Origin of the sequence: Azoarcus sp. DD4 (assembly GCF_006496635.1) — a bacterium.
Lineage (GTDB): Bacteria > Pseudomonadota > Gammaproteobacteria > Burkholderiales > Rhodocyclaceae > Azoarcus.
Genome location: NZ_CP022958.1, coordinates 462,931 through 483,143, shown reverse-complemented (window position 1 = coordinate 483,143; position 20,213 = coordinate 462,931). Strand labels below are relative to the sequence as shown.

General features: G+C 68.2%; 19 protein-coding genes, 1 CRISPR repeat array and 1 riboswitch. Of the genes, 6 read left to right on the top strand and 13 right to left on the bottom strand.

Annotated features, from left to right (window positions below; translation table 11 throughout):
* Positions 1-2 precede the first annotated feature (2 nt).
* The 10 genes from CJ010_RS02385 to andAc form a co-directional block, all read right to left on the bottom strand.
* The gene (locus CJ010_RS02385) at positions 3-578 is read right to left on the bottom strand and encodes a TMEM165/GDT1 family protein (protein WP_141016557.1); all 576 of its coding nucleotides are present in this window, start codon (positions 576-578) and stop codon (positions 3-5) included.
* Positions 579-586: 8 nt separating this feature from the next.
* A riboswitch (yybP-ykoY riboswitch) is annotated at positions 587-759 on the bottom strand.
* A gap of 56 nt (positions 760-815) precedes the next feature.
* The gene (locus tag CJ010_RS02380; protein ID WP_240794478.1) at positions 816-1,853 is read right to left on the bottom strand and encodes a CDP-6-deoxy-delta-3,4-glucoseen reductase; all 1,038 of its coding nucleotides are present in this window, start codon (positions 1,851-1,853) and stop codon (positions 816-818) included.
* Positions 1,854-1,877: 24 nt separating this feature from the next.
* Entirely contained in the window at positions 1,878-2,594 is a 717-nt protein-coding gene (locus CJ010_RS02375) for an ABC transporter ATP-binding protein (RefSeq protein ID WP_141016556.1), read from the bottom strand.
* A gap of 183 nt (positions 2,595-2,777) precedes the next feature.
* Complete coding sequence (locus CJ010_RS02370; RefSeq protein WP_141016555.1) at positions 2,778-3,527, bottom strand: ABC transporter ATP-binding protein; 750 nt, start codon at positions 3,525-3,527, stop codon at positions 2,778-2,780.
* Positions 3,524-4,444, bottom strand: coding sequence for a branched-chain amino acid ABC transporter permease (locus CJ010_RS02365; protein WP_141020537.1), 921 nt, complete (start codon positions 4,442-4,444; stop codon positions 3,524-3,526). The genes CJ010_RS02370 and CJ010_RS02365 overlap by 4 nt, the downstream gene beginning before the upstream one ends.
* Positions 4,445-4,595: 151 nt before the next feature.
* Positions 4,596-5,516 (bottom strand): branched-chain amino acid ABC transporter permease, encoded by a 921-nt coding sequence (locus CJ010_RS02360; protein ID WP_141016554.1) that lies wholly within the window; start codon positions 5,514-5,516, stop codon positions 4,596-4,598.
* Between the two features lie 258 nt (positions 5,517-5,774).
* A complete protein-coding gene (locus CJ010_RS02355) occupies positions 5,775-6,938 on the bottom strand; it encodes an ABC transporter substrate-binding protein (protein ID WP_141016553.1) in 1,164 nt (387 codons plus the stop codon).
* A 180-nt stretch (positions 6,939-7,118) separates the two neighbouring features.
* Positions 7,119-7,442: an anthranilate 1,2-dioxygenase ferredoxin subunit AndAb gene (andAb, locus tag CJ010_RS02350; RefSeq protein WP_141016552.1), complete on the bottom strand. Its 324-nt coding sequence runs from the start codon at positions 7,440-7,442 to the stop codon at positions 7,119-7,121.
* A 10-nt stretch (positions 7,443-7,452) separates the two neighbouring features.
* Complete coding sequence (gene andAd, locus CJ010_RS02345) at positions 7,453-7,935, bottom strand: anthranilate 1,2-dioxygenase small subunit AndAd (protein ID WP_240794477.1); 483 nt, start codon at positions 7,933-7,935, stop codon at positions 7,453-7,455.
* A gap of 5 nt (positions 7,936-7,940) precedes the next feature.
* On the bottom strand, positions 7,941-9,206 hold the full coding sequence (gene andAc / locus CJ010_RS02340; protein ID WP_141016551.1) for an anthranilate 1,2-dioxygenase large subunit AndAc: 1,266 nt from the start codon (positions 9,204-9,206) through the stop codon (positions 7,941-7,943).
* Positions 9,207-9,453: 247 nt separating this feature from the next.
* Here andAc and andR point away from each other — a divergent pair, with 247 nt between their 5' ends.
* From andR to CJ010_RS02310, 6 genes are all read left to right on the top strand, one after another.
* Positions 9,454-10,437 (top strand): anthranilate 1,2-dioxygenase regulatory protein AndR, encoded by a 984-nt coding sequence (gene andR / locus CJ010_RS02335; RefSeq protein WP_141016550.1) that lies wholly within the window; start codon positions 9,454-9,456, stop codon positions 10,435-10,437.
* Positions 10,438-10,689: 252 nt separating this feature from the next.
* Entirely contained in the window at positions 10,690-11,775 is a 1,086-nt protein-coding gene (locus tag CJ010_RS02330; RefSeq protein ID WP_141016549.1) for a VanZ family protein, read from the top strand.
* Between the two features lie 23 nt (positions 11,776-11,798).
* Complete coding sequence (locus CJ010_RS02325; protein WP_141016548.1) at positions 11,799-12,119, top strand: ferredoxin; 321 nt, start codon at positions 11,799-11,801, stop codon at positions 12,117-12,119.
* A 7-nt stretch (positions 12,120-12,126) separates the two neighbouring features.
* Positions 12,127-12,798 (top strand): alpha/beta hydrolase, encoded by a 672-nt coding sequence (locus CJ010_RS02320; protein ID WP_141016547.1) that lies wholly within the window; start codon positions 12,127-12,129, stop codon positions 12,796-12,798.
* A gap of 67 nt (positions 12,799-12,865) precedes the next feature.
* Complete coding sequence (locus CJ010_RS02315; protein WP_141016546.1) at positions 12,866-13,477, top strand: glutathione S-transferase; 612 nt, start codon at positions 12,866-12,868, stop codon at positions 13,475-13,477.
* Complete coding sequence (locus CJ010_RS02310) at positions 13,477-14,466, top strand: ATP-binding cassette domain-containing protein (RefSeq protein ID WP_141016545.1); 990 nt, start codon at positions 13,477-13,479, stop codon at positions 14,464-14,466. Before CJ010_RS02315 ends, CJ010_RS02310 begins: the two co-directional genes overlap by 1 nt.
* Positions 14,467-14,588: 122 nt before the next feature.
* Positions 14,589-18,048: a CRISPR direct-repeat array (repeat unit 32 nt; unit sequence GTTTCAACCCACGCGCCCGCGAGGGGCGCGAC).
* A gap of 183 nt (positions 18,049-18,231) precedes the next feature.
* Here the strand turns inward: CJ010_RS02310 and cas2 are convergent.
* The 3 genes from cas2 to cas4 are packed head-to-tail and all read right to left on the bottom strand — an operon-like array spanning position 18,232 to position 20,205.
* On the bottom strand, positions 18,232-18,522 hold the full coding sequence (gene cas2, locus CJ010_RS02305; protein ID WP_141016544.1) for a CRISPR-associated endonuclease Cas2: 291 nt from the start codon (positions 18,520-18,522) through the stop codon (positions 18,232-18,234).
* Between the two features lie 9 nt (positions 18,523-18,531).
* Positions 18,532-19,572 carry a type I-C CRISPR-associated endonuclease Cas1c gene (gene cas1c, locus CJ010_RS02300; protein ID WP_141016543.1) on the bottom strand — a complete coding sequence of 347 codons (1,041 nt, stop codon included), beginning with the start codon at positions 19,570-19,572 and terminating at the stop codon, positions 18,532-18,534.
* A 3-nt stretch (positions 19,573-19,575) separates the two neighbouring features.
* Positions 19,576-20,205, bottom strand: a complete 630-nt coding sequence (cas4, locus tag CJ010_RS02295; RefSeq protein ID WP_141016542.1) for a CRISPR-associated protein Cas4 — start codon at positions 20,203-20,205, stop codon at positions 19,576-19,578.
* Positions 20,206-20,213: the final 8 nt, after the last annotated feature.

Sequence of the window (20,213 nt, the reverse complement as noted above, 5' to 3'; positions counted from 1 at the left end):
GCTCAGAAGCCCAGGCGCTCCCCCGCCCCCAGCAGCGTCGCCACGCCCAGCACCGCGAAGATCGCCGCGGCGATGCCGTGCACCAGCTTCACCGGAATGCGGTTGGCGATGCGGTCGCCGAGCAGCACCGCCGGCACATTGGCGATCATCATGCCGAGCGTGGTGCCCATCACCACCGCCACCAGCGCCTGGTACTGCGCCGCCAGCGCCACCGTCGCCACCTGGGTCTTGTCGCCCATCTCGGCGAGGAAGAAGGCGATCAGCGTGGTGCCGAACACGCCGAAGCGGGCGAAGGTGGCGTCGCCTTCCTCGAACTTGTCGGGGATCAGCGTCCAGATCGCCATGGCGATGAAGGACAGGCCCAGCACCCAGCGCATGACTTCCGGCGACACCAGCGACGTCACGAAGCTGCCGAGCGCACCGGCGCCGGCGTGGTTGGCCAGGGTGGCGACCAGGATGCCGAGCACGATGGGCCAGGGCTTGCGGAACTTGGCGGCGAGGATGAAGGCGAGCAGCTGCGTCTTGTCGCCGATCTCGGCGAGCGCGACGATGCTGGTGGAGACGAGGAAGGCTTCCATTTAGTGACGATCCCTGGCCGGAACACCCCATGACCACGCGCCTCCCCGGCCATACCGGAGGCATCGTGATCAAAGGTCTTGCCAAGTCCAGGAACCGCTTGCGCCATGGCCGGACGGCCAAGTGTGTTGACGCAAGCCCCTTCACCACGGTGAAGGGCGGCTACTCCCCAATGAAGGCGCGGATTCTAGCGGCGCGGGCGGTTGCCGTCCAGCCCGTCATGCCGCAGCGCACAAAGCTCAGCCGGACGCTGCCGCGCTCACGAACGCATCGGCGAAGAAATTCCCTTCCGCCAGCCCGCAGCGCGCCACGAAATCCCGCCGCGCCGCGTCCACCATCGCCGGGGCGCCGCAGGCATAGACCTCGTGCGCGGAAAGGTCAGGGAAGTCGGCGATCACCGCCTCATGCACGAATCCCGTCCGGCCGCTCCAGTCCGCATCGGCCATCGACAGCACCGGCACGTAGCGCAACCAAGGCAGTTCGCGCGCCCACTGCAGCGCCATCGCGTGGAAGTAGAGGTCGGCACGGCGGCGGCCGCCCCAGTAGAGCGTGGCCGGGCGCTTGAGGCCGCTGCGGCGGGCCTGCTCGACGATGGCCTTGATCGGCGCGAAGCCGGTGCCGCTGGCGAGCAGGATCATCGGCGCGGCGCTGTCCTCGCGCAGATGGAAACGGCCGAAGGGGCCTTCGATGCGCAGCATGTCGCGCACCTTGAGACTGCCGAACACCTGCTCGGTGAAGGCGCCGCCCGGCAGGTGGCGGATGTGCAGTTCCAACTGCTCGGCCTTGCCCGGCGCCGTCGCCAGCGAATAGCTGCGGCGGCGGCCGTCGCGCAGCAGCACGTCCACGTACTGGCCGGCGAGGTAATCCAGCGTCTGGCCGGCCGGCGGCTGCAGGCGCAGCACCGCCACGTCGGCCGCCGGCCGTTCGATGCTGGCGACACGCACTGCGAGCTTGCGCAAAGGCAGACCCGGCACGCCGGCGACTTCCTCGCAGCCGATGCGCACCGGGCCGCGCGCCTCGCAGCGGCACAGCAGGCACAGCCCCTCTTCCAGCGGCCAGCTCGCCGGCAGGTGCTCCACCTCGCCGTCCAGCACGGTGGCGCGGCAGGTGCCGCATTCGCCGGTGCGGCACTGGTAAGGCAGGGCGAGCCCGGCGGCGAGGCCGGCATCGAGCAGGCTCTGGCCGGGCGCGGCGGTGAAGGTCTTGCCAGAGGGCGTCAGTTCGACGGTGCTGGCGCCCTCGGCGGGCGCGATCATGGCGGTGGAAGCGGGATTCATCGGTGACAGTCGGTCCGTGAAGGTTCAAACGCCGAGGTAGCGCGACCACAGGCCGCGATCGCCGTCGAGTTCGACGGAGCTGCCGCTCCAGGCGATGCGGCCGCGCTCCAGGATGAGATGGCGGTCGGCCAGCAGCACCAGCTTTTCGACGTACTTGTCGACCACCAGCGTGGTCTGGCCGGCGGCTTTCAGCTGGTCGAGGCAGCGCCAGATCTCGTCGCGGATCACCGGCGCCAGGCCCTCGGTGGCCTCGTCGAGGATGAGCAGGCGCGGATTGGTCGACAGCGCGCGGGCGATCGCCAGCATCTGCTGCTCGCCGCCGGAGAGCTGGTTGCCCATGTTGTTCGCGCGCTCCTTCAGGCGCGGGAACAGCGCGTACAGCCGCTCCAGCGTCCACGCGTCGCGCTGGCCGTTGCGGTTGTCGGCGAAGGCCACCAGATGCTCGCGCACCGTCAGGTTGGGAAAGCACTGCCGGCCTTCCGGCACGATAGCGACGCCGAGGCGGGCGATGGCATCGGCACGCGCGCCGTGGATGGCCTTGCCGCCGAAGCGGATCTCGCCCTTCTTCGCGCGCAGGCCGCCGACCAGGGTCTTGATCGTGGTGCTCTTGCCCATGCCGTTGCGGCCGAGCAGGCCGACGACTTCGCCGGCGTTGATTTCAAAGTCCAGGCCGAAAAGCACCTGGCTGGCACCGTAGCCGGCTTCGAGGCCGGTGCAGGTCAGGAGGGGTTCGTGTTTCATGACATGCCTCGCGTGGAGATGGCAGCGGTTTTCTCCCTCCCCTTCAAGGGGAGGGCTGGGGTGGGGATGGGGTTACGCAGCGCTGAGCCCAACCCCATCCCCCTCCTAACCTCCCCCTTGAAGGGGGAGGGACAAGAGCGCGCCTAATGGACGGCTGCGCATCGCAATCCCTTACGGGGGACTTCACACCCCCACCTCCGTCCCCAGATACACCGCCTGCACCTCCGGATGCCCCTTGATATGCGCCGCATCGCCCGAGGTCAGCACCCGCCCATACACCAGCACCGAGATCCGGTCGGCGAGCTGGAACACCGCGTCCATGTCGTGCTCGATCAGCAGGATCGCGGTGCGGCTGCGCAGCTGTTCGATCAGCGCCACCATCTGCAGCGAATCCTCCGGCCCCATGCCGGCCATCGGTTCGTCGAGCAGCAGCAGCTTGGGCCGCGCGGCGAGCGCCAGCGCCACGTCGAGCTTCCTTTGCGCGCCGTGCGGCAGCGTGCCGGCGATACGCGGCAGCACATCCGCCAGGCCGACGGTGGCGGCCAGTGCCAGCGCGGTTTCCATCAGCACGTCCTCGGCCGCGCGCTTGGACAGGAAGCGGAAGCTGGAACCTGCATGCGCCTGCGCGGCGAGCAGCAGGTTGTCGAGCACGCTGTCGCCCTTGAACACGCTGGTCACCTGGAAGCAGCGCGACAGGCCGGCGCGCACGCGCTGGTGCGGCGGCAGGCCGGTGAGGTCGATGCCGTCCAGCACCAAACAGCCTTCGTCCAGCGGCAGCAGGCCCGAGATCAGGTTCACCAGCGTCGATTTGCCGGCGCCGTTGGGGCCGATCAGGGCGTGGATTTCGCCCGGCTCGACCGCGATGTCCACATGGTCGGTGGCAAGCAGCCCACCGAAGCGCTTCACCAGGCCGTGGGCCGCGAACAGGCTCATTGGTTTTTCTCCTTCCGCTCGAACAAGGCCGCCACGCCGCGCGGCGCGAAGAACACGATCAGGATGAGCAGCAGGCCCATCGGCCAGTGCCAGTATTCGGTGTAGAGCTTCAGCACCTCGGCCAGGGTCAGCCAGATCGCCACCCCCAGCGGGCCGCCCCAGCGCCGGCCCATGCCGCCGATGGCGACCATCACCAGCAGGGTGGAGGATTCCGTCCAGTGCATCAGCGAGGGGCTGACGAAGGCGTTGTGGCTCGCGAGCAGCGCGCCGGCGAGGCCCGCCACCGCGCCGGCGCCGGTGAAGGCCGCCAGCTTGATGCGGAACACCGGGTAGCCGAGCGCGGCCATGCGCGTTTCGTTGTCGCGGATGCCCATCAACGCGTGGCCGAAGCGCGACACCGCCAGCCGGCTGCCGAAGGCGAACACCAGCGCGGCGATGGCCAGCACCACCCAGTAGAAGATGTCGGCATGCAGGCCGTCGAACCAGCCCAGCGACAGCGGGGTGTAGATGCCGTAACCGTCGTCGCCGCCGTAGGTGCGCAGCGACACCGCGACGTAATAGAGCATCTGCGCGAAGGCCAGCGTGATCATCAGGAAATACACGCCGCGGGTGCGCAGCGACACCACGCCGATCAGCGCGGCGAAGGCGGCGCTCACCGCCAGCGCGGCGCCCCAGGCGGCCCAGGCCGAGCCGAAGCCGCCCTCCACCATCGCCACCACCGTGTAGGCACCGACGCCGATGAAGCCGGCGTGGCCGAGCGCCACCATGCCGCCGTAGCCGAGGATGAAGTTGAGGCTGGTGGCGGCGATCATCACGATCAGCAGGCGGCGCACGAAGCCGACGTAGTACTCCAGCTCGAAATGCGGCGCGATCAGCGGGAAGGCGGCGAGTGCGGCCAGCACCAGCCACGGCAGCATGACGGCGGCCGTCGTGCGGGGTGGCCGAACGGCGCCAGGGGGTGCAGTCACCGCGGGTTTCGCCGCTGCGGCGGCCGCGGCTTCCGGGGCCGCCGAGCCGGGCGCCGGCCCGGCAATGGCAATGCTTGCGCTCTGGTTCATGGAACGGACCTCAGGCACGCGCGGGGAACAGCCCCGCCGGTTTCAGGGTGAGCACCGCCGCCATCAGCACGTACATGGCGATGCCGGCCAGCGCCGGGCCGAGGTCGGCGGCAAGCGAGGGCGGCAGCACGGCGCGCAGCGCCGGCGGCAGGAAGGCGCGGCCGGCGGTATCGACCAGCCCGACCAGCAGCGCGGCGACGAAGGCACCGCGCACCGAGCCGATGCCGCCGATGACGATGACCACCAGCGCCGGAATCAGGATGGCTTCGCCCATGCCGATCTGCACCGCGCCGATCGGCCCCATCAGCGCGCCCGCCAGCGCGGCCAGCGCGGCGCCGAGCGCGAACACGAAGGAGAACACCCGGCCGACGCGCACGCCCATGAATTCCGCCATCGCGCGGTTGGAGGCACCGGCGCGCACCAGCATGCCCATGCGGGTGTGATTGACCAGCAGGTAGAGCCCCACCGCCACCGCCAGGCCGACGCCGAGCAGCAGCAGGCGGTAGGCGGGATAAGGCAGCTCGGCCAGGACCTGCACCGGCCCGGCGAGCGCGGCCGGCGTCGGCGCCATGATGGGCGACGGCCCCCAGATGGCCTTGACCGCGTCGTCGGCGACCAGGATGACGCCGAAGGTGGCCAGCACCTGGGCGAGATGGTCGCGGCTGTAGAGCCTGCGCACCACCAGCAGCTCGATCACCGCGGCGATCACGATGGTGGCGGCGATGGCGATCAGCACCGCGCCGAGGAAAGAGCCGCTGCTCTCATGCACCTTGGCGGCAATGTAGGCCCCGGCCATGTAGAGCGAGCCGTGGGCGAGGTTCATGGTGTCCATGATGCCGAACACCAGGGTAAGGCCGGCCGCGAGCAGGAACAGCATGAAGCCGTAGCCAAGGCCGTTGAGCAGCTGTTCGAGGATGAAGATGGGATCCATCGGGGACTCCGGGGGTGATGGGGCTTGGGTTCGCTTCAAGGGAGTGACGATGGGTTGCAGCGAGAGTCGGTTGTCGCCCCCTCCCCTTCAAGGGGGTAAGGCCGGGGTTTCGGCGAGCACTGCTCGCCGCCGGCCGAACGACGGTGCCCGCTGGCACCGGCTACCGGGCTGGGGTGGGGATGGGGTAGTCGCGGCGCGGAGCTAAACCCATCCCCCTCCCAACCTCCCCCTTGAAGGGGGAGGAATAAAAACCCTCTCTTACTGCGCGCATTCCCCCACGTAAGCGTCCTGGTGCTTCTCCATCACCGTGCCCACCAGCTTGTTGGTCAGCTTGCCGGCGGCGTCCTTCTCCACCACGCGCAGGTAGTAGTTCTGCACCGGATAGTGGTTCGGCCCGTAGCTGAACTCGCCGCGCACCGACTTGAAGCTCGGCTTGGCGAGCGCCTTCACCACCGCGGCACGGTCTTCCACCTTGCCGCCGGTGTCGCGCACCGCCGCGTCCATCGCCAGGATCGCGTCGTAGGCCATGGCGGCGTACACCGTCGGGTAGCGGCCGTCGTACTTCTTGCGGAAGGCGGAGACGAACTCGGTGTTGGCCGGCAGCGGCAGGTCGTGCGTCCAGTGCGCCGTGTTGTAAAGGCCGAGCATCGGCTCGCCCACCGCCTGGATCACGTCCTGGTCGGCGGAGAAGCCGGGCGCCACCAGCGGAATGTCCTTCAACCCGCCGCCGATGTACTGCTTGATGAAATTGATGCCCATCGCGCCCGGCAGGAAGAAGAACACCGCGTCGGGCTTGGCGGCGCGGATCTGGGCGATTTCGGCGGCGTAGTCGATCTGGCCGACCTTGGTGTAGATCTCGTCCTTCAGGCTGCCCTTGTAGAGGCGCTTGAAGCCGTTGAGGTGGTCCTTGCCCGCCGGGTAGTTGGGGGCAATGATCACCATGTTCTTGTAGCCCTTCTCGTTGGCGAGCTTGCCGGCGGCCTCGTCGTAGGTGTCGTTCTGGTACTGGCCGAAGAAGTAGGGGTTGCACTGCTTGCCGGCGTACTGGCTGGGGCCGGGGTTGCTGGAGATGAAGGGCACCTTGGCGGCGAACAGCGCCGGGCCGACGGCGAGCGCCGAGTTGGACGCGATCGGGCCGGTGAAGAAGTCGATCTTGTCGCGCTGCAGATAGCGCGTCACCAACTGGGTGGCCTGCTCCGGGTTGCCGGCGAAGTCGGTCTTGATGAACTCGGCGGGCTGGCCGCCAAGCTTGCCGCCGAGCTTCTCGATGGCGAGCTCGAAGCCGTCCTTGGCCTCGGCGCCGGCAGCTGCGAAGGGGCCGGAGATGTCGAGCGCAATGCCAACCTTGATCGGGTCGGCGGCATGGGCGGCGAAGGCGGTGCAGAGGGCGAGGGTGAGAGCTGCGTGTTTCGGCTGGAACATGGTGGGGCTCCTGGGATCGGGGGTCTTTTCAACAGTTGGGTGGGTGGCCCGGGGATTCAGAACGCTTTTGTCCCTCCCCCTTCAAGGGGGGCGTAGCCGGGGTTTCGGCAGGCACTGCCTGCCGCCGGCGGAGCGGTGAGGCGAAGCCGAGACTCCTGGCTGGGAGGGAGCTAACTGCAGCTACACCGCCACCTGCACCCGCCCCGCCACCACCCGTACCGGAAACGCCTTCACCGGTTCGGTCAGCGGCGCGCACTGGTGCTGGCCGGTGCGGATGTCGAACAGCCCCTGATGCAGCGGGCATTCGACGCAGTCGTTCTCCACGTAGCCGTCGGACAGCTTGGCCGCGCCGTGCGAGCACAGGTCGCGCAGGCCGAAGAGTTCGTCGCCGAGGCGGAACACCGCCACCTCGACGCCGCCGGCCACCACCGGCCAGGAACCGTTGTCGGGGAAATCCTCGGGCACGCCGACGTCGTGCCATTCGATGACGCTGGTGTCGCTCATGGCGGGCTCCTCAGATCGGCGTCGCGAGCAGGGTCTGCACGCGCGAGGTGTCGTAGATCACACGCTTCTTCTGGTAGCGCCAGCCTTCCGCCGTGCGCACCACGCGGTCCTCGTAGCGGCCGGCCTGGTAGACCTGCGATTCGCCGTTGGCGCGGGTCTGCACCACCACGTAGTTGGCCTTCAGCTCCACGGTGTCGGCATCGACCGGGCTGATCTCCAGGCCGGAGGTCATGTGGCGATAGCTGTGGGCTTCGAAGATGTTGGCGTTGCGCAGCGACACCACGCGGTCGCGCAGCATGCGCTGGTTGTTGCACCACATGATCCCCACCGGCAGGCCCATGTCGGCGTTCTCGCGGGGGATGATGGCGTACTCGCAATCCTCGGTGAAAAGCCCCGGCCATTCCTCCAGCCGGTCGTTGTCGAGCACGCTGACGTAGCGTTCCTGCAGGCTGTGGAGTTCGAACCACAGCGCCATGCGTTCCATCGTGTTCATGGTGGTCACAGTCCCATCAGTTGCTGGTAGCCGGCCCAGAAGCGGCGGATCAGGCTTTCGGTGATCACGGTGTCCTGCTGGCCGGGGTTGTCGCGCGCCATCTCGATCACCGAGCAGGCGTCGGGGTCGCGTCTGGTGCCCTTCTGCACCAGCTCGGTCGCCTCGGTGTCTTCCATCGAGATGTAGCCGGCGGGGCCGACGAGATTGGCCTGCTTCAGGCGCAGCTCGCGCAATTCCGGGGTGTCGTCGGTGTAGCCGAAGAAGTGGAAGATCAGCTCGAAGTTGCCCGGCCCCTTGGGCAGCAGCTGGCGCGCCACCAGGGTGTTGTGGATCTGCTGGATCACCAGCTGCGGGAAGATCGGCTGGATGTGGTTGGTGGTCAGTTCGTCGTATTCCTTGACGTGACCGAGCACCGACTCGTCTTCCAGGCGGAAGCCTTCGTCCATCGAGCGGATGTTCTGCTGCTTGTAGGCATCCGCCGTCTCTTCCTCGTTCTTGGTCACGGTGATGATGCTGTGCAGGCCGTGGGTCGCATCCGGAATCGAGCGCGCCGCCATCCCCACCCGGAAGATGTTGAAGGTGGTGTGGAAGAGGTGAAGCATGGACGCGTGGTACGGGTCCTTCACGTTCTCGAAGTAGAGCTTCCAGTTCGACTGCGAGTACTGCCGGGTACAGCCGAGGAATTCGATCGGCTTGTGGAAGATGCGGTCGATCCACGGCCGCATCTCGGCGCCGAGGTAATCCGGCAGCGCCGGCGCTGCGTCGCTGAAGGTGGCGAACAGCAGGCCGCGGTAGCTCTCCACCTTGAGCTGGCGCAGGCTGTGGCACTTCGGGTCGAAGTCCTTGGGCATTCCGCTCATGTGCTTCTGGCCGCGGCGGAAGGGCACGCCGAGCAGGTTGCCGCGCGCATCGAAACTCCACTGGTGATACACGCAGGAATGCGAGCTGGCGTTGCCGCGGGCATTGCGGCAGACCATCGCGCCGCGGTGCGAACAGCGGTTAACCCAGGCGGCGAGTTCGCCATCTTCGGTGCGGGTGACGACCACCGGCGTGTCGCCCACGAAGGTGCTCTTGTAGTCGCCCGGCTTGGGGATTTCGCATTCCAGGCCGAGGAAGTTCCAGGTCGGGCCGCGGTAGATGCGTTCCTGCTCCAGGTCGTAGATTTCCTGCGAGCTGAACACCGCGTAGGGCACCCGCGAACCGTCTTCTCGCGGGAAATACACCAGCTTGTCGGTAGGCGCGGCGGGGGCCGCGGCGAGGGGGGCATTCATCGGCTTCTCCATCGATGCATTCGGTTTGCTGCACTGCGATATCCGTGATGCCATTCTGCGCAGCCCGCTGCCCCCGCCTCTATCCGTTCACCGCAGGCGGAGCACCGCGATGTCCACTTCCCGCAGCTTTCTGCCGCCCGCTTGATCCGCCTCAAAACCCGCATCCGCCTTCTGCTGCAATGCGGCACGATCATTGCTAAATCCAGGCTACCCGACGCCCGCAGCACACAAAGTCAGGAGCGCCCCAATGGCAACAATCGCCCATGGCCCGGAGCCGATCGCGCTCCGCCAGCACCGCTATTTCGAGTCCTACGACGTCGACGACACCCGCGAGCGCATCGCCGAAGTGCTGCAGCCGCATCGACTGGAACCCACGCGCAGCGCGCGCCGCATCCGTTCGCACATGGATTTCGTGCGTTTCGGCGGCACCGTGATCGGCGCACTCGACTTCGGCGACGAGATGGACGTGGTGGTCGACGAGATGGACGATTACTACCTCTTCGTCTGCAGCCTGCGCGGCCACGCCGAGGTGCGCAGCATGGGCGAGCGCACCACCATCGGGCGCGACCGCGGCGCGGTGTGCATTCCCGGGGCGGAGTTCGCCGGCCGCTTCTCGCCGGACTGCGAGCAGTTCTTCATGCGCGTCGACCGCAGCGCCTTCGCCGCCCACACCGGCGTGGACCTGATGCGCTTCGACGCCGGGCTGAACCTCGCCAGTCCGGCGCTGGCGCCCTGGCTGGCGCAGTTCCGCCTGCTTGCCTCGCAACCGGAGCTGATGGCGCTGGCACAGCGCGACGAGCGCGTGGCGGTGGAGCTGGAACGCCTGCTGCTCACCCTGCTGCTGTCCGGCCAGCCGCACCGCCCGGCCGAAGCAGCGCCCGCCGCCGGCATCGCCCCGGCGGTGGTGCGCCGCGCCGAAGCCTGGATCGAAACCCACGCCTGCGAGCCGATCCGGCTGGGCGACATCGCCGCCGCGGTGGATGTGCCGGTGCGCACCCTGCTCGACGGCTTCCAGCGCTTCCGCGCCGCCAGCCCGATGCAGCTGGTGCGCCAGTACCGGCTGGAGCACGCCCACCGCCGCCTGCTGCAGGCCGGCGACGACGCCCGCATCGCCGACATCGCGCTCGATTGCGGTTTCGCCCACCTTGGCCGCTTCTCGCAGACCTACCGTCAGCACTACGGCGAAAGCCCTTCCGACACCCTGCGCCGGCGCAGCGCCTGTCCGCGCTGAGAACGTGTGAAGAAATCGTAGCGAGCAGGGTTGAGTGCAAGGCCTCAGTTGGCAAATGAGCGAACGAACGACGAGACATATCAGATAGATAGGCGAGGAGTGAGCGAGTGAGCAACGCAGCAATCGACCCGCGCAGTAGATTTATTCACACGTTCTGAGCGGTCCGCCATGCTGCCGGTATGGGCCGGCAGCGGCGCGGCACGAAACGGCGGGCTCCGCTACACTCGGGCATCCGCCCTGCCGCTGTCGCCGATGCCCCCGCGCCCCGCGTCCTCCCTGCCGCGCAATCTCGCCCTCGCCTACGGCGTGCTCATCGTGTACGCCTGCCTGCACCCCTTCGCCGGCTGGAAGGCCACCGGCCTGCAACTGTTCGACTTCATGGTGGCGCCGTGGCCGAAGTACTTCCTCGCCATCGACCTGGTGTTCAACGTGCTGGGCTATTTCCCGCTCGGCTTCGTGCTGGTGGCGGCGCTGCCGCGCGCCTGGCCGCGCTGGCGCAGCGTAGCGACGGCAGCACTGTTGGCGGCGGCGTTGAGCTTCGGCCTGGAGACGGCGCAGAACTTCCTGCCGACACGGGTTTCGAGCAATGTCGATCTCGGTGCCAATGCGCTCGGCGGGCTGCTCGGCGCGCTCGCCGGCGCGTGGTGGGCGCACCCGCTGTTCGACCACCGCGGCGGCCTGCACCGCTGGCGTAACGAACGCATCGTCGGCGGCCACACCGGCGACGCCGGGCTGATCCTGCTCGGCCTGTGGCTGCTCGCCCAGCTCACCCCGGACGGACTGCTGTTCGGCAGCGGCGACGTGCGCAGCCTGCTCGGCCTGCCGGCTCCGCTGCCCTTCAACCCCGACCGCTTCATCGGCTTCGAGACGGTGCTGATCGCCACCTCGGTGGTGGCGCTCGGCCTGCTCGCACGCTGCATGATGCAGACGCCCAGCCCCTGGCCGGTGGTGCTGCTGTTTGCGCTCGGCCTGGGTGCCAAGTCGCTCGCCACCGCCACCTTCTTCGTACCGGGCGAACCGCTCGCCTGGCTCACGCCGGGCGCGGCGCGCGGGCTCGCCGCCGGCGGCGTCGTGCTGGCGACTGCGCTGCTGCTGCCGCGGGTGCTGCAGCACGCGCTGGCCGGCTCGGCGCTGCTGGCCGCCACCGCGCTGATCAACCTGATGCCCGAGAACCCCTACCTCTACCTCGGCCGCCGGCTGATCAACCAGGGCAATTTCCTCAATTTCCACGGCCTGACCCAGCTCGTCGCCAGCCTGTGGCCCTTCGCCGCGCTCGCCTACCTGTCCGCGCTCGGCCTGTGGCGCGGCGAGCACCTGGCCGGCGAACGACGCCTATAATCGGCGCACCCACGGAGAACCCGATGAGCTACTTCAAACACCACGTCTTTTTCTGCTGCAACCAGCGCCCGGCGGGCGAATCCTGCTGCAACGACCACGGCGCCAGCGCCATGCAGGTGTACGCCAAGGAGCGCACCGCCGCGCTCGGCCTCAAGGGCAAGGGCAGCGTGCGCATCAACAAGGCCGGCTGCCTCGGCCGCTGCGACGACGGCCCGGTGCTGGTCGTCTATCCCGACAACGTCTGGTACACCTACGTCGACAAGGACGACATCGACGAGATCATCGACCAGCACCTCGCGCACGGCCGCATCGTCGAACGCCTGCGCCTGCCCGATTCTGTTTGAGGAAGCCATGAGCAGTCGTCCCATTGCCACCGAATCCGCCCTGCTGCGCGGCGGCGCCGGCGCCATCGAGGTGCTGATCGACGCCCCCGAACAGGTCCGCGGCATCGCCCTCGTCTGCCACCCGCACCCGCTCTTCGGCGGCGCCAACACCAACAAGGTCGCCCACACCCTGGCGCGCACCTTCCGCGACCTCGGCTACGCCGCGGTGCGGCCCAACTTCCGCGGCGTCGGCAAGAGCGAAGGCGAGCACGACCACGGCCAGGGCGAAACCGAGGACATGCTGTCGGTGATCGCCTGGATGCAGTCGCGCTGGGGCGGCCTGCCGCTGGTGCTGGGCGGCTTCTCCTTCGGCGGCTTCGTCCAGACCCGCGTCGCCAACCGCCTGGCCGACGGCATCGCGCCGCCGCGCCAGATCGTGCTGGTGGGCATGGCCGCCGGCACCGCCGCCGACGGCGCCCGCCACTACGAAACCCCGGAGCTGGCCAAGAACGTGCCGGCGCTCATCATCCACGGCGAGTCCGACGACACCGTGCCGCTCGACAACGTGTTCGACTGGGCCCGGCCGCAGGAACTGCCGGTGATCGTCGTCCCCGGCGCCGACCACTTCTTCCACGGCCGCCTGCACCTGATCCGCGACCTGATGCTGCGCAACGTCGCCCCCGCCAGCCAGGCAGCCTGAGCACGGCCGGCCGCCGCGCGGCGGCTGCGGCGCCGGCCGCCCCCACACGCAACCCCGAGGACATCCGATGAAACTGCTCGCTTCGCTCACCAGCCCCTACGCCCGCAAGATCCGCATCCTGCTGGCGGAAAAGAACATCCCCTTCGAACTGGTCGTCGATTCGCCCTGGGAGACCGCCACCCGCGTGCCCGAGGTCAATCCGCTGGGCAAGGTGCCGGCGCTGGTGCTGGACAGCGGCGAAGTCTTCTTCGATTCCCCGGTGATCGCCGGCTACATCGAAACCCTGGGCGTCGGGCCGGCCATGCTGCCCGCCGGCGGCATCGAGCGGGTGCGGGTGCGCCAGAGCGAAGCGCTGGCCGACGGCATCCTCGACGCCGCCGTCACCGCCTACCTCGAAGGCCGCCGCCCCGAGGCGCAGCAAAGCCCGCTCAACCTCGACCGCCAGTACGACAAGATCCAGCGCAGCCTGGCCGAACTCGAAAAACGCCTGGCCGACCGCCAGTGGCTGGACGGCGACACCCTGCAGCTCGGCGACATCACCGTGGGCGTCGCGCTCGGCTATCTCGACCTGCGCCTGGGCTACCTCGACTGGCGCAGCGGCCACCCGGTGCTGAGCGCCTTCGCCGAACGGCTGTTCGCCCGGCCCAGCTTCGCCGCCACCGTGCCGCCGGCCGGCTGATGACCGCCGCGCTGCCCGCCGCCAACGCCGTCCGCCCGCCCGGCGAACGGCCCTCGCCGCTGATGATCCGCGGCCTGGTCAAACGCTACGGCGACACCGAGGTGGTGCGCGGCATCGACCTCGAACTGCGCGCGGGCGAATGCTTCACCCTGCTCGGCCCCAACGGCGCCGGCAAGACCACCACCCTGCGCTGCGCGCTCGGCCTCGCCACGCCGACCGCCGGCGACATCCGCCTGTGCGGCGAACCGGTGCCCGAGCGCGCCCGCGAAGCGCGCATGCGGGTCGGCATCGTGCCGCAGATCGACAACCTCGACCCCGACTTCACCTGCGCCGAAAACCTGTTGGTGTACGGCCGCTACTTCGGCATGAAGGACGCCGACATCCGCGCCCGCATCCCCGAGCTGCTCGCCTTCGCCGGGCTGGAAACCAAGATGGACGCCCGCATCCAGTCGCTCTCCGGCGGCATGAAGCGGCGCCTGACACTGGCGCGCGCGCTGGTCAACCGCCCCGAACTGCTGGTGCTGGACGAACCCACCACCGGGCTGGACCCGCAAGCCCGCCACCTCATCTGGGACCGCCTCAAGCAGCTCATCCGCAACGGCACCACGGTGCTGCTCACCACCCACTTCATGGACGAGGCCGAACGCCTCTCCGACCAGCTCGCCATCCTCGACACCGGCCGCATGCTCGCCGGCGGCAGCCCGCGCGAAGTGATCGCCACGCACATCGAACCGCAGGTGGTGGAGGTGTTCGGCGAGTGGGGCAATGGCGGCAACGGTTCCGCCGGCGCCCCCACCTGGGCCGCCCAACACGCCGCCGCGCTATCCGACCGCTTCGAGATCAGCGGCGAAACCGCCTTCTGCTACGTCCGCGACCCGGCGCCGCTGCTGGCGCACCTGGCGGCGCAACCGGGGCTGAGGTATCTGCACCGGCCGGCGAATCTGGAGGATGTGTTTTTGAAGCTGACGGGGCGGGAGTTGCGGGATTAAAGGAAATGACGCGCGGCAAACTCGAAACCCGTTTGGGTCAATGTTAGTTGGGCCGTTCAGCTAAGCCTACTTGCGTGGGGCGCAACGCGGCCATCTTGATCTGTGCCCTTGCTGTCGGTCCGGTTCCGACCCACGCGCCCGCGAGGGGCGCGACCCGCGAAGTGATCGCAGCGTCTGAACTTGTAACCTGTTTCAACCCACGCGCCCGCGAGGGGCGCGACCGGCTGCGGCTATATCGCCCACGGGGGGAAGTCTCAGTTTCAACCCACGCGCCCGCGAGGGGCGCGACGACCTGCGGCTTGATCTGCGACAGCGTGGCCTCGCGGTTTCAACCCACGCGCCCGCGAGGGGCGCGACAGCCGAGGCCCTGCCAGTGGAAGCCCATGACCTGGTTTCAACCCACGCGCCCGCGAGGGGCGCGACCAGACTGCCCGCAAAGCCATCAAGGATCAGGACGTGTTTCAACCCACGCGCCCGCGAGGGGCGCGACCGCTGCCCCCAAGCCGCGGCGGTGGAATCTGAGCGTTTCAACCCACGCGCCCGCGAGGGGCGCGACCACGGCAGGACTCTGAAGGCGTGCCACAAGGGCACGTTTCAACCCACGCGCCCGCGAGGGGCGCGACATCGGCGGTATTTTCACGTGGTCACCGCAGTTGCCGGTTTCAACCCACGCGCCCGCGAGGGGCGCGACGGCAGCCAACCTCGACAAGGCGCTCGAACACGCGAAGTTTCAACCCACGCGCCCGCGAGGGGCGCGACCAAGCTGTGGCGGGCGACCAAGTTCAAGGCGCTGCTGTTTCAACCCACGCGCCCGCGAGGGGCGCGACATTTGGCGATTGCTGCTTACAAGTGGCATGTCGAGTTTCAACCCACGCGCCCGCGAGGGGCGCGACAGCGTTCGGCATGACTGGCCATAGTGTTTACCTCACGTTTCAACCCACGCGCCCGCGAGGGGCGCGACGAAAACCACCTGGAATACGCGCCCATCCGCGTGCTGGTTTCAACCCACGCGCCCGCGAGGGGCGCGACCCGCGTCTCGGGAGCAGGAGACGGCTGATGCCTGAAAGTTTCAACCCACGCGCCCGCGAGGGGCGCGACCATCTGGTGCATGCCGACAGCGCCGGCAACAACTCGTTTCAACCCACGCGCCCGCGAGGGGCGCGACGGCACGCACATCTGCATCGCCGACCTGGTGGCGCTATGTTTCAACCCACGCGCCCGCGAGGGGCGCGACCGATCCGCAGGCGGCGGTGCGGCTGCGTGAAATTGTTTCAACCCACGCGCCCGCGAGGGGCGCGACGGCCGAGCAGTTCCGGGGAGTCGAGGTAGCGGGTGTTTCAACCCACGCGCCCGCGAGGGGCGCGACCTCGAGCCCGACGCCGACCACGCGCGCCTGATGCCGGTTTCAACCCACGCGCCCGCGAGGGGCGCGACGCCATGGCGAGCTCGGCGGCGGTCATGCCGCTGCGGTTTCAACCCACGCGCCCGCGAGGGGCGCGACTCCCGTTGATGCGCACGGTCAGCACGTTGCTAACGTTTCAACCCACGCGCCCGCGAGGGGCGCGACTGCGCGCTTGAAGACTGCGAGCGCCGCCAGCACCACGTTTCAACCCACGCGCCCGCGAGGGGCGCGACCAGCGCCTTGTCCTGCTCTTGCTCGCCCTGAAAGAGTTTCAACCCACGCGCCCGCGAGGGGCGCGACCATAGACCCGGCGGAAGTCCATCACGCCACCTTGGTTTCAACCCACGCGCCCGCGAGGGGCGCGACCCAATCCAAGCGCCTGGTCTGTCGCGGTTGGCGGAGTTTCAACCCACGCGCCCGCGAGGGGCGCGACTCGCGAGGGCGCCTGGTGGCGCCCGACCCGCGAGGTTTCAACCCACGCGCCCGCGAGGGGCGCGACTACCTGCGCCACGACGGCGACCGGGTAGCGGCGGCGTTTCAACCCACGCGCCCGCGAGGGGCGCGACTCGCGAGGGCGCCTGGTGGCGCCCGACCCGCGAGGTTTCAACCCACGCGCCCGCGAGGGGCGCGACTACCTGCGCCACGACGGCGACCGGGTAGCGGCGGCGTTTCAACCCACGCGCCCGCGAGGGGCGCGACCTATGCCTGCCTCGCGGATGCCAAGGTGGAACAGTTTCAACCCACGCGCCCGCGAGGGGCGCGACGGCGCCCATTACTTCACCGCGCGACGCATGTACATGTTTCAACCCACGCGCCCGCGAGGGGCGCGACGAGGAAGGGGTGCTTTCCCAGCACCTCGGCTCTAAGTTTCAACCCACGCGCCCGCGAGGGGCGCGACGGCCGGCGGAACCGCGATTGCATAAGGGGGCAGCATGTTTCAACCCACGCGCCCGCGAGGGGCGCGACGCGCCGCCTTCGGCCGTTTCGGCGGCGTTGTTGGTGTTTCAACCCACGCGCCCGCGAGGGGCGCGACACACACGAACCTGAGCGATTCACGGCAGTGGAACACGTTTCAACCCACGCGCCCGCGAGGGGCGCGACGATGCCGACTTGCTGCGAACGCCAGAACATGGCCTTGTTTCAACCCACGCGCCCGCGAGGGGCGCGACGCCGCAGCCGTCGCCGAGTTCGAACCCGTATTCGTAGTTTCAACCCACGCGCCCGCGAGGGGCGCGACCAGCAGGATGAACAGCCCGCCAGCCTTGGCGATGTTTCAACCCACGCGCCCGCGAGGGGCGCGACGAAGTGTCGATGAACAAGTGGATCAACCAGAAGCTGTTTCAACCCACGCGCCCGCGAGGGGCGCGACCGTCGTCGAACACCCAGCTGTAGGCGTTGCCGGCGTTTCAACCCACGCGCCCGCGAGGGGCGCGACGTCCCATGCCGAGCCGTTGAACCGGCACAGGTAGTTTCAACCCACGCGCCCGCGAGGGGCGCGACGATCGAGCAGGCCGCAACTCGCGCTCAAGCCAAGATGTTTCAACCCACGCGCCCGCGAGGGGCGCGACTGCGCCTCTACCACGCAGGGCGGGGCTACTGATGGCGTTTCAACCCACGCGCCCGCGAGGGGCGCGACTGGCGCACCCGCAGCTGCTCTTTCACCCAGTGGTCGTTTCAACCCACGCGCCCGCGAGGGGCGCGACGGGGTGGAGCTGCATCACGCTGCGCGTGCGGCAGGCTGTTTCAACCCACGCGCCCGCGAGGGGCGCGACTGGCCTTTGTCGTCGGATTCAAGCTTGTACGCTTGTTTCAACCCACGCGCCCGCGAGGGGCGCGACATGGAGTCGGCGACCGCGTACCAGTCCTTGACCTGTTTCAACCCACGCGCCCGCGAGGGGCGCGACCCCGACCATGCAAACCAGCGAGCCGAACATCATCGACGTTTCAACCCACGCGCCCGCGAGGGGCGCGACGCGTGGTCACCGGCTGATTCGCGCTGGATGACCGGCGGGTTTCAACCCACGCGCCCGCGAGGGGCGCGACTTCGGCGTGGCGCTCAATGACGTCACGAGCGGCGTCGTTTCAACCCACGCGCCCGCGAGGGGCGCGACCTTCGTCGATGATGACAAGCGCCCCGTCCGGAAACACGTTTCAACCCACGCGCCCGCGAGGGGCGCGACACCGGCAAGGTAACACCAAGCCGGGCAAGGGAAATACCGCCGGATTTCGCGAACCTGTTCAGTAAAGCCTGGACAAATGCCAACGAGATGGGCGACGCAAAAGGAAAAAGCTTCTGTATCAGCCGGATAGAAAAACGCGAACCTCCCGGTATCTTCCCCGCAGCTAGGGGTTCGCAGCGGCCTTTAGAAAACCAGTGGTCCATTCAGATCGAGTGCGGCCTTGGCGCCGATGTGCTCGACCTTGGTTTTCCAGTTCTTGCCCAGATAGTAGAAGCGCAGGCTGTCTTGCGCTGGGTCGATGAGCCCCATCAGCCGATGCTTGAGCACCGTCCACTGGGCAGGATCAACCTCGATCTCGAACACCGAGAACTGCACACGCTGACCGTAGTCACGGCAAGCCTTGGCGACGCGCCGGAGGCGGCGCTCCCCGGCGGACTCGCGTGTGCTCACGTCATAGCTCACCAGAACCATCATCGCGCGGCCTCACTTCCACAGGAACGGGGGATAGGCTTCCAGATCGCCACGCAGATGGCGGGCGAACAGTTGTGCCTGAACAGCAGGAAACAGGCCGACGGCGAACTTCTCTTCGAGAAAGGCATGCCGCATCTCCTCCCGCTTGCGCTCCTGATAGGCAGTGAGCACCGTTTTGCGGGACTCTTCCTTGAGTGACACTGCACCGTTGTCCAGTTGGACGAAATCGCGCTCGCCGAGTTGGCGTCGGTTGATCAGTGACAGCGCCAGACGATCCGCCATGACGGGGCGAAACTCTTCCAGCAGGTCGAGCGCGAGGCTGGGCCGGCCGGGACGATCGCGGTGTAGGAAACCCACCGCCGGATCCAGCCCGACACTCTCCAACGCGGAACGGCAGTCATGCGTCAGCAACGTGTAGAGGAAGGAGAGCAAGGCATTCACTGCGTCCAGTGGCGGCCGGCGGCTGCGGCCCTTAAAGCGCAAGGCAGGCTCCGGCACACGGATGAGGTGATCGAAGACGCCGAAATAGGCCTGCGCCGCCTCTCCTTCCAGGCCACGCAACACATCCAGCTTCTCTTCCAGCAACAAGCGCGCGGAGATGCGCCGCAGGCGCTCCCGGGCGTGCGCCAGGGCGGTCTGATCGGCTTCCGGCATGCCCTCACCGTGATCGCGCAGCGCACGGCCAAGCACCGCGCGTTGGTTATGTACCTTGCCGATCAACAGATTACGGACGACTAGACCACAGCGGGCCGGATCATCGGTACGGCGGTATTGCTCGCGCCGTAGCAGCACGTTGCCAGAAACCGGCCCCTCCATGCGTGCCAGGAACTTGCCGTTGGGCGAGAGGAAGCTGACGCAGATGCCCTGCTCGGCGCAGTAGCCGAGCAGTGGCGGCGACACCATCACCCGCCCCATACACACCATGCTCTCCAGCATGTGAACCGGCAAACGGGCGCGTTCCGCCCCTTCCACCTCCATGACGATGTTGGCGCCATCCTTCTTCAGCCAGGCGCCTTCGGTGGTCACATACAGGGTGTTGAGCTGGCGGCGCATGCCTCAATCCTCGTTCTGCAATTGCCGTTTCAGCCAGACCTCCACGCCACCGGCTTTCGCCAGCAAGCGCGGCTGACAGAGATCGAGCAGGGAGCAGTTGTCGCAGCGCTTCGCGTCATAACTGGCCAGCGGCGTGCCGCCGGAAAGGAACATGGCACGGGTGGCAGCTATCGTTTCCTGCGTCAGGGTGCGCAGCGCTTCATCGAACACCACCACCTCCCGCCGCCGTGGCTGGCCGTAGAACAGGGCGCCTTCCTCCACTGGCACGCCAAACATCGCTTCCAGGCACAGAGCCTGGGCGCAGAGCTGCACTTCATCTGCCCGGTGCGCCTTCGGCCGACCACGTTTGTACTCCACTGGATACGGGCGCTCGCTAGCCGCTTCAACGTGGAACTCCACCACGTCCGCCACCCCGCTGATGCCCAGCTCAACGCTGGATAAGGGCATGGCGGTGACGGTGCGCACACCGTGGCGCCGCTCTATCGCAGGCTTGTCAGCCTTGTCGTGCAGCAAACGTCCTTCCACCGTCTGCCGGTTCTCGGCCCACTGCTGCTCCAGGTGGATGAGCGCGCATTGGCGGGGGCAATAGAGATAGTGCTGGAGGGCGGAGAGGGGGATGAGGTTGTCTTCCATGCTCGTCC